Origin of the sequence: Dorea sp. BIOML-A1, from assembly GCF_009875615.1 — a bacterium.
Classification (GTDB): domain Bacteria; phylum Bacillota; class Clostridia; order Lachnospirales; family Lachnospiraceae; genus Dorea_A; species Dorea_A amylophila.
Genome location: NZ_WWSA01000001.1, coordinates 55403 through 68475, shown reverse-complemented (window position 1 = coordinate 68475; position 13073 = coordinate 55403). Strand labels below are relative to the sequence as shown.

Sequence of the window (13073 nt, the reverse complement as noted above, 5' to 3'; positions counted from 1 at the left end):
CGGGAGACGATACATTGTACTGTCACCTTGTGGATTCGGAGCTGCAGATAAAATAAAAAAGAAAAGAAGATAAAAATGAAACAGATTGCAAAGAAAATAACAGAATATGTAAAGAAAAGTAAAAGAGCAAAGCTATATGGAGTATTTGGTCTGATATATTTGATTGCAGTCATATTTGTCATGAATGACGCATGGCTGTATCAGACACCAATTGCAAAGCTGACAAAAGTAGAGACAAGCGTGGCAGGAGAAAGCAAAAGTACCCGTGGAACACAAGAAATCAAATATAAGCAAAAGATCCGGGGGGTGATATTAAATGGAACGAATAAAGGGAAAATCGTTGATTTTTCTAATGAATATACCTATACAGGAATGTTAAAGCAGAAATATCACAAAGGGGATAAGGTATTGCTGAACGGGTCTGAAAATAATGTGGGATCCAGTATACAGTGTGTAAAAAGAGATACGGAACTTGTTATTTTGCTTGGTCTTTTAATATTGGTATTGATGATGATTGCGGGAAAGAAAGGCTTGCTTACAATTGTGACAGTGGGAATCAATATTGTGATATTTACAGCAGGATTCCTAAAAAGCGGTGATGATGCGGATGTTGTAGCAATCTGTAATAAAATGGTGATTTTCTTTGCTGTTGTCACATTGATCGGGTTAAACGGACTTCACAGGAAGACGTGGGCGGCCTTATTGTCAACATTATGTATACTGGCAATGATCATGGGGATATTTGATGCAGTGATCAGTCATACTGCGGAATTGGATTATTCTACAATGGAATATCTGGGGAGTATTGATAATCCGGATGAGATTTTTCATGCGGAGATCCTGCTATCCGGGCTTGGAGCGATCATGGATGTTGCAGTGGCAATTTCTGCGGCTTTGAGCGAGATTGTTACGAAGCGGCCAGAAGTTACATTTCGGGAGTTATTCCGATCCGGAAGAGAGATAGGATATGATATTATGGGAACGATGATCAATGTATTATTGTTCGTGTTTGGCTGTGGCTTGATTCCGATGTGCGTGATCAGGATGAATAACAGTGTCCGGTTTATGACGATTATAAAATTACATATTCCGTGTGAATTATGTAGATTCTTCATAGAAAGTATTGGAATTGTACTGGCAATACCAGTATCTATCCTGATCACATCTGTGATGATGAAATTAACGATAAGGAAGGTGAAGAAGACATGTTGATGATACTGGGATTGATTCTGTTATTTTTGATCATGATTATTGGCGGGGACAGAGGTGTGATATCATTGATAGCACTGGTTGGAAATATGTTGTTGCTTAGCCTGGCTATCTGGCTGATGGCAGCGGGAGCACCGGTACTTCTGGTTACGATCGGAATGGGAATCATCATTTCATGTGTAACATTATTTTATCAAAATGGTACCAATGAAAAGACGAAGAGTGCATTTGCAGCAGTATTGATTACAATGACGGTCCTGTTTTTCTTTATCTATATGGTGGTGTGGAGAAGTGAGGCAGGAGGACTGAATGAAATCCAGGCTGCGGAAGATGATGTATTATATTACAATATGAATCTGGATATTAATATGAGAAATGTTGCGACAGCCGTGATCATACTCAGCACGTTAGGTGCTGTGTTAGATATGGCACTTACGGTTACCACTTCCGTTTACGAGGTCAGTATTCACAAACCGGAGATGAAACTGACAGAACTTGTAGAAAGTGGAATGCAGATCGGAAGAGAAGTAATCGGGACAACGGTGAATACATTGCTATTTGCGTATCTTGGAGAATCACTATTATTATTTTCTTATCTGAAGATGCAGGATTATACACTGGAAACATTATTAAATTCGAAAATATTGTTCCAGAATTGTGTATCAATGATATTTGGTGCGATCGCCTGTGTAGTGGTGATGCCGGTTGCGGCGGTATTGGTTGGAAGGCATTTGCCCGGGTATAATCATTAACTGATTATATCCGGAGCATTATTTTCGCAGAGAAAATACCATCTTCATAGGTAAAGTCACAGACACCACCGTTTTTGTCGGTAATGTGGCGGACGGATTCGATTCCTATGCCGTTTCCGGAGCGTTTGGAGGATTGGAAAACATTGTTTTCTTGTTGTATTTTACCATCGAAGGTATTCTCCACATGAATCAGAAGCAGGTGATTATGGTGGGGATAAACCTCCACATTAATCTTTCTGCGGGCGGGTTCTGTTTTCACACTTGCCTGGATGGCATTTTCCAGCAGATTGGAAAATACAAGGCACAGATTAATCTCATCTATGGAAAGATCAGTGGGCAGGGAAACCAGAGCATGAAAAGGAATATTTTCTCTTTTGGCAAGTGTGGAATAATATCCGAAAACACTGTCAACAGCCTGATTTTCACAGAAATGGAGGTTATAGTCAGAGATTTTTTCGGTTGTAGCGGATAGATATTTTTTAATCTTTTCCATGTCACCCTGCTCTGCCAGAGAGGACAGTTGGACAAAATGATGGCGGATGTCGTGACGCGCCTGTTTTGCTTCTTCAATGGCCATACAGAGATTCTCGTATCTTTCCTGCTGAAGGGAAAGAAAATGGTTCTCCTGCTGAAGTCGGGCATTTCTGTTCAGGCTGACCGCCATCATGAGAAACATGACATAAAACAGGAGCAGGATTATGAGCAGTACAAGACTTAAAACAATATAACACTGCAGAACCCGCCCGGTATATAAAGTGCTGCGGTATTTAGGAATCATAAAAAGATTCACTCCGATGAAGATTACCGGAAGGATCCAGAATACATACCAGGTTTGGGCAAAGTTTTCGTCTGCGATCATTGTCTGAACACAGTGACGGGCAGGATACCAGGCTGCCAGAACAAACAGCAGGCAGATGACGTTATAGAAAATTCCGGCACCGGTACGAAACCACAGCTCATTTTCTGTAATATGCAGGTCAGCAGTTATAAGTGCATTGACTGCCCGGGAAAGACTGTTGACACATGCAAAAACTGCAAAGACTGCCAGAAAAATACTGACGGATTTCCAGACAGAGATTTTTAACGTTTTATGATAAATAAGCATAATAACAGGCAACAGAGGAAACAGGATCCATCTGGTGGGAAAGTGGAGGGCACAGCAAACTGCTCCTCCGAAAATACAGATTCCCAGAAGAAGAGGAAGAAGCCACGCTGTCAGCTTAAGCGGTGTTTGTCGCAGATAGCTTTTTACAGGCAGATATGACAGCAGTATGCCGGGAATGATTACGGAAAGTTCAAGTACAGGGCGAAGTATGTCAGTCATTTCAGGACCTCCTTTGGAACAGAAATTCCATAAATGTCTGTCTGGCGTTTTTGAGCAGCTTCCGGCTGACCGGGACATTGCTTCCGTTATCAAGGCAAAAACCTGATCCGTCAAAATCAACGGCATGCTCCAGATTGATCACAACGCCCCGGTTACACTGATAGAAACGTGCGTCCATTTTCAGGGAGGTTATGAAGGAATCAAAGGACTGGCGGGTGACCAGTTCCCTTTCACCGGCAGTGTAGATGTGGATCATGTGAGAAAAATGCTCTGCGTAGATTATTTTCTGGAAAGGAATCTGAATATTACTGCCGTTTACCTTAACATCTATGTATTTTCCAGAATCCGGGATGCGGGAAAGGATTTCATCTGCCAGTGCGGAAATATCATTTTCACTGTAGGGCTTTACAAGATAGTGCAGAGCCCGGACCTGAAATCCCTCTAAAGCATGGTCAGTGGAAGTTGTTGTAAAGATCAGCAGACAGTCTGTGTCTGATCTGCGAAGTTCTTTTGCGATATCAATTCCATTGGCTCCATTCATATAAATATCCAGAAACACTACAGTGAAAGGGCATTCTTTCGCTGAAGTGAGGAATGTTTCTCCATTTTCATATTCAAATATATCTGTATGGACATTGCGTCTGGAAAACTGAGATTCCAGTCTGTTTCGCAGCAGTGTCCGTTCGTCTGAAATATCATCAACAATTGCAATTTTCATAGTAGATCTTCCTTATATATATTTATAAAATTCCGCTTGCTGAGACTTTTTCATCTGTGTAATCTATAGCCGCAGACAGGCAAGTGGAGTAGTTATTTCAAAAACGCTCTGGTAACAGTATATCACAAAACAATATTACGGAGTTACAATTCGTGCTATTTTCTGTCGCTTCGTGACAGAATTGTTGAAATGATTTCTGCCTTTCTTATAATGAGAATAACAAATGAAACTACCTTAAATGGAAAGGGAGGGGAGTGGTGTCGTGTATTGTATTGCCATATTGACTAACCAGGAACAGGAAGGACAAAAAAGTGCGGAATATATCAGGAATTACTGTACAGAGAAGCAAGTCTTTCCACTGATTGAAATTTATCAGAATCAGGAACAATTTTTTGCACAGACATTGAAAACAGTACCGACAGTGGTGTTTCTCGCATTACCGGGTGTGTCCGGCCTGAATGCAGCAGAACACCTTCGGTCTCTGTATCCGAAATGTGGAATTATCTGGTGCAGTGATCTTGATTTTTCGCTTCATGCGTTCAGGCTGCGGATAGAATATTTTTTTATGAAACCTGTGGAAGAGCAGAAAATAAAAGAAGGTCTTTCCATCTGGTTTGAATGTAAAAAAGGAGGGGGCTATGAAAGAAAAGAAAGTAATTGATTATACCAGAACCTATCGAAGAATTGAGGCAGATAAAAAGAAATGTATTCTGTATATTGTCATACTGATCCTGCTTGGCTTTCTGCTTATGTGGACTCAGATCGATGATCTGACCAGGATGATCTGTAAGATATGTGCCGGTGTTTTAAAGAAATATGAACCGCATATGTATGTTGGAATCCGCTCAGAAACGTATCCTCTGTTTGGAAAAATCAGCTATCTCAGTGCAGAAACCGTATATCCGGGAATACAGATAAGCCTTATAAATACAGGAATTTCTCTTGGAGTAATCATTCTGCTGGCGTGCCTTCCATGGAAGGGTCGCCCTCTTGCTATATATCTGATTCTGTGCAGTGCAATTCATCTGATAAACAGTCTATGGTTTGTGTTTGGAGAAAATATTTTCCGTATACTTTAACCGTTTATTCAAAATTATATATGCTTCAGGAAATTGGCATATGGGTGATGTTTTTTGTTATGACAGTTATGGTCACCGGAATAATAGGAGACAGGGGAGTGATCTATAAGCTTTTGACGCTTCTTGCAATCATGTTGTATTCCATTGTATTTGGAACTGTTCGTAGCTATTATGAAAGGTTATATTATTTTTGTTATTATTCTGATGCTTCTGTACACAGCCAGACATCAGGAAGAAGCGCCTGCGTTGGGAAAACCAGTACTGGTCATGCGGGATACAACAGAACGTCCGGAAGGGGTGGAAGCAGGAACCTTAAAGCTTGCAGGCACGAAGATGGATGATATATACAGAGAATGCAGGCAGCTCCTTACAGAACCAGAGATTTACAGAAAGATGAGTAAGGCCAGAAATCCTTATGGTGATGGGACGGCAAGTATCAAGATCAGAAAAATTCTGGAGGATATAAATGCATGAGTATAAACAAAACCAATGCAAAAAAAAAGTGAAAAATCGAAAGAACGTGGTGGGACTTATTATATTTTGCATAACTGTGGGGATTGTATTTTTGTATGCTTATTATCAGAATCTGAGAAAAGAAATAGATGCCCGTCAGAAATGGCTGGAAACAGATGGGAAAATGGGAATCTACAGGAAAGAGAGTGGAAAACTTATTTATAAAGAAAAGGTTGATTCCGAAGACGGATATCTAGGTATGTATCTTTTCCTTATGGGAAAATACCTGGAAAAGACAGAAAATACAGATTTGCCGGAATACTGGAAAAAAGGAATCAGCCTTGCATTAAAAAAGATTCAAAGCCTGATGCGGGATGGAATCACACAGGTCTCAGAAGAAAATACAACCGCTTATCTGATGGATAATCTGGAAGTATGGAAAGGTCTGCACGAATTGGAACTTGCAGGACTGGAAGATACACAGGCAATCAGTGAAATGCGTAAAAAGATACAGGCGCAGATAGAAAATATATTCTGGGATGATGCGAATCAAAGATGGAGAATTATTGGAAACAGTGATCTGTATGATCAGATAGAATTTTATCCGGATGGTGTTGCTCAGATTTATCCGCTGATCTATGAATTTCCGGTAAAAGAGAAGAAAAAGCAAAAGATATTATATGATCAGTTTACGGAAAAGTTTCAGTGGCAGAAATTGAATAAAAAAAGAAATGGCTTTTTGTGGGCAATGACAGGAATGGCTGCCGCGCAGATGGGAGATATCAATAACCTTGTGGAATTAATAGAAAATTATGAAACAGAATACTGTGAGAATCGAAAATATCCGCTTTACACAGGCGAAGCGGGATGGATATGCATGGAATGTGAGAAATTGTATAGATTATATGAAAGAAAAATAAAAACAGGATTTATACTGTGTGCATGATTGCGGGGGCGCAGATGTCTAAAATGAACCTGTCAGAAACTGTGACTGCTGTGAGATAAACCAGAAGTCGTTGTCGTAAAATGTGGTAAGAAAATCGAGTGCGAAAGAGAATGTTATGCCATGTACAGCTCGGAAAAGAGTTCCCTCGCTGTAGGGCTGTCGCCCTATAAAATAGCAAAAAAGACGCCTTTGCAAGGGCGTCTTTTTTCACCATTTTGCATGGCTTACAGCGTTCACAAATTCTTCACAAATAATTAGCACTCACCTCTTGACAGTGCTAACAAAAAGATGTAATGTTATATTGCAAATAGAACAAGAGCAAAAAGGAGGTTGTCTATATGAATATAAATAAATTTACACAAAAATCACTGCAGGCTGTACAGAACTGTGAACGTATTGCAATGGACTATGGCAACCAGGAGATTGCACAGGAGCACCTGCTCTATGCATTGCTGACACAGGATGACAGTTTGATTGCGAAATTGATGGAAAAGATGGGGCTGGATAAGAATCTCATCATTAACAGAGTAGAAGAAGCCATTCAGAAACGGCCAAAAGTTCAGGGCGGACAGCAGTATGTCGGACAGGATCTGAATAAAGCATTGATTCATGGTGAAGATGAAGCCAAAGCAATGGGAGATGAATATGTATCGGTAGAGCATCTCTTCCTTTCTATTATGAAATATGCAGGCAAAGAAGTAAAAGCACTTTTCCGTGAGATGGGTATTTCAAGAGAAGGATTCTTACAGGCACTTTCAACCGTCAGAGGTAATCAGAAAGTGACCAGTGATAACCCGGAAGATACCTATGATACATTGAATAAATATGGTACAGATCTGGTAGAAAGAGCAAGAGAACAGAAGATGGACCCGGTCATCGGACGTGATTCCGAGATCCGGAATGTGATCAGAATCCTTTCCCGTAAGACAAAGAATAATCCAGTCCTCATCGGAGAACCTGGTGTAGGTAAGACTGCTGTTGTCGAAGGGCTTGCACAGCGTATTGTGCGCGGTGATGTACCGGAAGGCTTGAAAGAGAAGACGATCTTCTCTCTGGATATGGGAGCACTGGTAGCCGGTGCAAAATATCGTGGTGAATTCGAAGAACGTCTGAAAGCAGTACTGGAAGAAGTGAAAAACAGTGACGGAAGGATCATCCTGTTCATTGATGAATTACACACAATTGTCGGAGCAGGTAAGACAGACGGAGCTATGGATGCCGGTAATATGTTAAAACCTATGCTGGCAAGAGGAGAATTGCACTGTATCGGCGCAACGACACTGGATGAATACCGTCAGTATATTGAAAAAGATGCAGCTCTTGAGAGACGTTTCCAGCCGGTTATGGTAGAAGAACCAACCGTTGAAGATACCATCTCAATCCTTCGTGGACTGAAAGAGCGTTATGAAGTGTTCCACGGTGTAAAGATTACAGACGGTGCATTGGTAGCAGCTGCAACCTTATCTGACCGTTACATTTCTGACCGTTTTCTTCCGGATAAGGCCATCGACCTTGTAGATGAGGCATGTGCACTGGTTAAAACAGAACTGGATTCTATGCCGGCAGAGATGGATGAATTGAATCGTAAGATTATGCAGATGGAGATTGAGGAAACTGCATTGAAGAAAGAAGATGACAGATTAAGTAAAGAACGTCTGGAACATTTACAGCAGGAATTGGCAGAACTCAGAGATGAATTTGCAGGAAAGAAAGCACAATGGGATAATGAAAAAGTCGGTATCGAGCGTGTTCAGAAACTCCGTGAAGCGATTGAACAGGTTAATAAAGATATAGAAAAGGCAAAGCATTCTTATGATCTGGAAAAGGCTGCAGAACTTCAGTATGGTAAACTGCCACAACTCCAGAAACAGTTAGAGGATGAAGAAGCCAAAGTAAAAGATGAAGATCTCTCACTGGTACATGAAAGTGTCAATGATGAAGAGATCGGAAGAATCGTATCCCGTTGGACTGGAATTCCTGTTGCAAAATTAAATGAAAGCGAAAGAAGCAAGACTTTACATTTGGGTGATGAACTGCATAAGAGAGTTATTGGACAGGATGAAGCGGTAGAACTGGTAACAGAAGCCATCATCCGTTCCAAAGCAGGAATCAAAGATCCGACCAAACCAATCGGTTCGTTCCTGTTCCTTGGACCTACCGGTGTAGGTAAGACAGAGCTTGCAAAAGCACTGGCAGAGAATCTGTTTGATGATGAGAATAACATGGTACGTATCGATATGAGTGAGTATATGGAGAAATATTCCGTGTCCCGTCTGATCGGAGCGCCTCCGGGATATGTCGGATACGATGAAGGTGGTCAGCTTACAGAAGCAGTCAGAAGAAGACCATATTCTGTCGTATTGTTTGATGAAGTGGAAAAGGCACATCCGGATGTATTCAATATTCTGTTACAGGTATTAGACGATGGACGTATCACCGATTCACAGGGACGTACCGTGGACTTTAAGAATACGATCCTGATCATGACATCCAATATTGGATCTCAGTATCTGCTGGATGGTATGGACGAAAATGGCAACATCAGCCAGGAGAGCCAGAATGCGGTAATGGAAGACTTAAGAGCACACTTCAGACCAGAGTTCCTGAACCGTCTGGATGAGACGATCATGTTCAAACCATTGACGAAAGACAATATTTATGACATTATTGACTTATTAGTAGCTGATGTCAACAAACGTCTGGCTGATCGTGAGATTTCTATTTTCCTGACCGAAGATGCGAAGAAATATGTCGTAGACGGAGGATATGATCCGAATTATGGTGCAAGACCACTGAAGCGATTCCTCCAGAAACACGTCGATACACTGGCAGCAAAACTGATGCTGCAGGGCGACGTAGGCGCACAGGATACGATCATCATAGATGTGGAAGACGGTAAGCTTGTGGCAAGGAGTCAGAGTGTGTGCGAATAATATTTCACATAGATGTCAATTCAGCTTATCTTAGCTGGACTGCAGTAGAACAACTAAAGAATGGAGCGAAAGTGGATATCCGGACGATACCGGCGATCATTGGCGGCGACCAGAAGTCCCGCCACGGTATCGTTCTGGCAAAATCCATTCCGGCAAAAAAATATGGCATTCGTACGGGGGAACCTGTTGCGAATGCCTTTCGTAAGTGTCCGAATCTGAAAAGTTATCCGCCGGATCACCAGATGTACCGCGAATACAGCCGGAGACTTATGGATTTCCTTCGTACCTACACGACACATATAGAACAGGTCAGTGTGGATGAATGTTACATGGATTTTACAGAAATCGCAGACCGGTTCACATCTCCTGTGGAAGGTGCGAATGAAATTAAAGATGAGGTGTATAAAAGGTTCGGATTCACGGTAAATGTGGGGATATCTTCCAGAAAAGTTCTGGCAAAGATGGCATCCGACTTTGAAAAACCGAATAAAGTGCACACGCTGTTCCCGGAAGAAGTTCCGGTGAAAATGTGGCCGCTGCCGATCGGAGAGTTATTTATGGCAGGTCGTTCCAGTGTAGAGACGATGAAGAAGCTGGAAATCTATACGATCGGAGATCTGGCGAATACAGATCCGGCGATTCTTGAATTACATCTGAAAAGTCATGGAAGAAAGTTATGGGAATTTGCCAACGGGCTCGATGATTCGGAAGTAGAAAGCGTCCGGGCAGAAGCAAAAGGAGTCGGTAATTCTACGACACTGCCAAAAGATCTGACAACAGAGAAAGAGGCATTGCCGGTGTTAAAAGATCTGGCTGCAAGCGTGGGTCAACGATTGCGAAAAGCCAGGCAGAAAGCCGGAATGGTCAGTGTGGAGATCAAGTATCACACTTTTAATCAGGTGTCCCATCAGATGCAGATGGAGAAAGCATCGAACCAGGATCAGGATATTTACCGGAGCGCTATTGAATTATTCCGTGAATTGTGGAACGGAGAACCTATCAGACTTCTTGGAATCCGGACGTCTAAATTATCGGAAGAAAGCGAACCGGAGCAGTTGAGTCTGTTCGATATGAAGTTCGAATCCGAAGAGACGAGGAAGAAAAAGAAGAATCTGAAAGAGGCGTTGAAGAAATTAGAAGGAAAATATGGGGACGGGATTGTAAAAAAAGGATGGTAACAATTTTGATATGTCCTTAAAAGTGTATTTGTGTGCCGAAATTAAAGATAGAGTAAAGGGGAAACCCCTTGACAGGTGTAAGAAATTTTGTTACAGTTATGAACATAAGAGCAGTTGCGAATTATATTTACATATAATTTGTGGCTGCTTTCTTTGTATGTTCATATAAATTAAAAAAATAAATAAATTCAGGAGGAATCGAAATGAAAAATGTAAATTGGAAAGAATTATTCATAGATATTATCATTGATATCGTAGCAGGTATGATCATCGCAGTTGGTATTTATAACTTTGCGCTGAATGCAGATTTCCCGGTAGCTGGATTTTCCGGTATCGCGATCATTCTGTATCACTTATTCGGACTGCCGGTCGGTGCCGGAACCATCATCTTGAATGTACCTGTTGCAATCTTCTGTTATAAATTTTTAGGAAAAGAATTTTTCTTAAAATCCATGAAATCGATGATCATTTCATCATTACTGATGGACTACGTAGCACCACTGTTTCCGGTCTATGACGGAAGCAGACTGCTGGCAGCTCTGTGTATGGGCGTATTATGCGGAATCGGATATGCCATGATCTTCATGAGAGGTTCTTCAACAGGCGGACAGGACTTCATCAGCGTGGCAATCAAGAAAGTAAAACCACATATTACGCTTGGAATTATAACATTTGTCCTTGATATCTGCACGATCATTCTTGGAACAGCACTGGTATTCAAGGATATAGACGGCCTGATCTACGGTGTCGTCGTTACTTATCTGATGGCAATGGTAATGGACAGAATCATGTACGGTATCGATGAAGGTAAGATGACCCTGATCGTAACCGACAAAGGTGCTGAGATTGCAGAACAGATTGACGCTTACTCAGGAAGAGGATCTACAATCTTAAAAGGAATCGGAAGTTATTCAAAGAAAGACAAAGATGTTGTAATGTGCGCCTGCAATAACAAGCAGATGTATACCATTAAGAAGATGGTACATACCATCGATCCGAAAGCATTCACTATTATCGTAGAATCGAACGAAGTAGTAGGAGAAGGATTCAAAGAAGAACTTCCGGATATTGAACTGTAAAATAAGACAGTAAAAAATTAGAAGAGACATAAAAGAGCAAGAAGACCAGCCGATTACCGGCAGGTCTTCTTGCTTTAAAAAGAAAATCTTTACATTGCATATAATTTCACAAGCTCTGTAACAACATCCACACTCTTATCCATACCCTCAACTGTAATATGTTCGTAAGGACCGTGATAAGCATGTCCGCCTGTTCCGAGATTCGGGCAAGGCAGCCCCTTGAAGCTTAACTGACAGCCGTCTGTGCCGCCGCGGATCGGAAGTACAAGTGGTGCCACATCTGCATTCTCACACGCTTTTTTCGCATTGTCGATCAGGTGCATACAGGTAGCAATGATCTCTGCCATGTTGCGGTACTGCTCGGAAATTGTAAGCGCTACAGTGCCTTCGCCCCATTTTTCATTCATATCTTTCTCGATTAATTTCAAAGTTTTTTTCTTTGCTTCAAAGAGATCTTTGTCATGGTCTCTTACAATATAATGAAGCTCAGCTTCCGCAACTTCTCCGGACATGCTCATCAGATGATAGAATCCTTCATAATCCTCTGTTCCGCGAGGTGTCTCCATAGATGGAAGAGCATTATTGATCTCCATAGCAACCAGACTTGCATTGATCATAGTATCTTTGGAAGAACCAGGATGTACGTTGAATCCTTTGATCACGAAATCCGCTTTGCATGCGTTGAAGTTCTCGTACTGGATCTCTCCTTCGGTATCACCGTCCAGTGTATAGCCGTAGTCAGCACCGAACTGTTCTACGTTGAAGTGAGAAGCACCGGTACCAATCTCTTCATCCGGTGTAAATGCTACGCACAGAGGTCCGTGAGGAATCTTTTCTTCCTGAACGCGTTCGATCATTGTCATGATCTCTGCGATTCCGGCTTTGTCATCAGCTCCGAGAACAGTCGTGCCGTCAGAAGTGATCAGTGTACGTCCTTTCAGACCTGCCAGATGCGGAAAGTTCTTAGGACTTAAAATAGTATCACTTGTTCCGAGCCTAAGTTCACCACCGTCATAATTTTCAGTAACAATTGGTTTGATATCATGGTCACAGAAGTCTGATACGGTATCCATGTGTGCGATGAATCCGATCGCCGGCTTGTCTTCCAGGCCTTCGGTAGCCGGAAGCTTTCCGTACAGGTAGCACTGGTCATCCAGAATAACATCTGTAAGTCCCAGTTTCTTCATCTCCGCTTCCAGAAGTCTTGCAAGATCGAACTGGCATGCGGAAGATGGTACAGTTTCGCTGTTTTCGTCACTTGGTGTGCGGACAACAACATAATTCAGTAATCGTTCATAAGCTTTCATAAGTTACATTCCCCTTTTCTATATTTTCAAAATATTCTAACTACTACTATAACATAATTTTTCCTTTGCTGCATGGGAAAATGATGGTATACTTA

Annotated in this window: 11 protein-coding genes and 1 pseudogene; 9 read left to right on the top strand and 3 right to left on the bottom strand. The window is 41.6% G+C overall.

Features of this window, described 5'->3' with window-relative positions; genetic code table 11:
- Nucleotides 1–75 precede the first annotated feature (75 nt).
- Nucleotides 76–1212, top strand: coding sequence for a YibE/F family protein (locus tag GT508_RS00325; protein WP_161143319.1), 1137 nt, complete (start codon nucleotides 76–78; stop codon nucleotides 1210–1212).
- Nucleotides 1206–1961, top strand: coding sequence for a YibE/F family protein (locus GT508_RS00320; RefSeq protein WP_138375479.1), 756 nt, complete (start codon nucleotides 1206–1208; stop codon nucleotides 1959–1961). Before GT508_RS00325 ends, GT508_RS00320 begins: the two co-directional genes overlap by 7 nt.
- Nucleotides 1962–1965: 4 nt before the next feature.
- Here GT508_RS00320 and GT508_RS14530 read toward each other — a convergent pair whose 3' ends face one another.
- On the bottom strand, nucleotides 1966–2739 hold the full coding sequence (locus GT508_RS14530; protein ID WP_243144032.1) for an ATP-binding protein: 774 nt from the start codon (nucleotides 2737–2739) through the stop codon (nucleotides 1966–1968).
- Nucleotides 2740–3286: 547 nt separating this feature from the next.
- Entirely contained in the window at nucleotides 3287–4003 is a 717-nt protein-coding gene (locus GT508_RS00310; RefSeq protein WP_161143317.1) for a LytR/AlgR family response regulator transcription factor, read from the bottom strand.
- Nucleotides 4004–4265: 262 nt separating this feature from the next.
- Between GT508_RS00310 and GT508_RS00305 the strand changes: the two genes are divergently transcribed.
- The 7 genes and pseudogenes from GT508_RS00305 to GT508_RS00275 all read left to right on the top strand — a co-directional run bounded on the left by GT508_RS00305 (nucleotide 4266) and on the right by GT508_RS00275 (nucleotide 11671).
- Nucleotides 4266–4664: a response regulator gene (locus GT508_RS00305; RefSeq protein ID WP_161143316.1), complete on the top strand. Its 399-nt coding sequence runs from the start codon at nucleotides 4266–4268 to the stop codon at nucleotides 4662–4664.
- Nucleotides 4642–5082: a hypothetical protein gene (locus GT508_RS00300; RefSeq protein ID WP_161143315.1), complete on the top strand. Its 441-nt coding sequence runs from the start codon at nucleotides 4642–4644 to the stop codon at nucleotides 5080–5082. Before GT508_RS00305 ends, GT508_RS00300 begins: the two co-directional genes overlap by 23 nt.
- A gap of 228 nt (nucleotides 5083–5310) precedes the next feature.
- A pseudogene (locus GT508_RS00295) lies at nucleotides 5311–5556 on the top strand (UDP-N-acetylglucosamine 2-epimerase); the annotation flags it as partial.
- Complete coding sequence (locus tag GT508_RS00290) at nucleotides 5549–6481, top strand: hypothetical protein (RefSeq protein ID WP_161143314.1); 933 nt, start codon at nucleotides 5549–5551, stop codon at nucleotides 6479–6481. The pseudogene GT508_RS00295 and the gene GT508_RS00290, both read left to right, overlap by 8 nt.
- Nucleotides 6482–6819: 338 nt before the next feature.
- Nucleotides 6820–9414, top strand: a complete 2595-nt coding sequence (gene clpB, locus GT508_RS00285) for an ATP-dependent chaperone ClpB (RefSeq protein ID WP_161143313.1) — start codon at nucleotides 6820–6822, stop codon at nucleotides 9412–9414.
- On the top strand, nucleotides 9405–10592 hold the full coding sequence (locus tag GT508_RS00280; protein WP_161143312.1) for a Y-family DNA polymerase: 1188 nt from the start codon (nucleotides 9405–9407) through the stop codon (nucleotides 10590–10592). The genes clpB and GT508_RS00280 overlap by 10 nt, the downstream gene beginning before the upstream one ends.
- A 203-nt stretch (nucleotides 10593–10795) precedes the next feature.
- A complete protein-coding gene (locus GT508_RS00275) occupies nucleotides 10796–11671 on the top strand; it encodes a YitT family protein (RefSeq protein ID WP_117596899.1) in 876 nt (291 codons plus the stop codon).
- Between the two features lie 89 nt (nucleotides 11672–11760).
- Here the strand turns inward: GT508_RS00275 and pepT are convergent, their stop codons facing one another.
- The gene (gene pepT / locus GT508_RS00270) at nucleotides 11761–12978 is read right to left on the bottom strand and encodes a peptidase T (RefSeq protein WP_161143311.1); all 1218 of its coding nucleotides are present in this window, start codon (nucleotides 12976–12978) and stop codon (nucleotides 11761–11763) included.
- Nucleotides 12979–13073: the final 95 nt, after the last annotated feature.

Excerpts from the sequence above, each read along its gene's own strand:
- GT508_RS00290 (WP_161143314.1), top strand. The coding sequence starts at position 5,549 with ATGCATGAGTATAAACAAAACCAATGCAAAAAAAAAGTGAAAAATCGA.
- GT508_RS00300 (WP_161143315.1), top strand. The coding sequence starts at position 4,642 with ATGAAAGAAAAGAAAGTAATTGATTATACCAGAACCTATCGAAGAATT.
- pepT (WP_161143311.1), bottom strand. The coding sequence starts at position 12,978 with ATGAAAGCTTATGAACGATTACTGAATTATGTTGTTGTCCGCACACCA.
- GT508_RS00310 (WP_161143317.1), bottom strand. The coding sequence starts at position 4,003 with ATGAAAATTGCAATTGTTGATGATATTTCAGACGAACGGACACTGCTG.
- GT508_RS00320 (WP_138375479.1), top strand. The coding sequence starts at position 1,206 with ATGTTGATGATACTGGGATTGATTCTGTTATTTTTGATCATGATTATT.
- clpB (WP_161143313.1), top strand. The coding sequence starts at position 6,820 with ATGAATATAAATAAATTTACACAAAAATCACTGCAGGCTGTACAGAAC.
- GT508_RS00275 (WP_117596899.1), top strand. The coding sequence starts at position 10,796 with ATGAAAAATGTAAATTGGAAAGAATTATTCATAGATATTATCATTGAT.
- GT508_RS00325 (WP_161143319.1), top strand. The coding sequence starts at position 76 with ATGAAACAGATTGCAAAGAAAATAACAGAATATGTAAAGAAAAGTAAA.
- GT508_RS14530 (WP_243144032.1), bottom strand. The coding sequence starts at position 2,739 with ATGATTCCTAAATACCGCAGCACTTTATATACCGGGCGGGTTCTGCAG.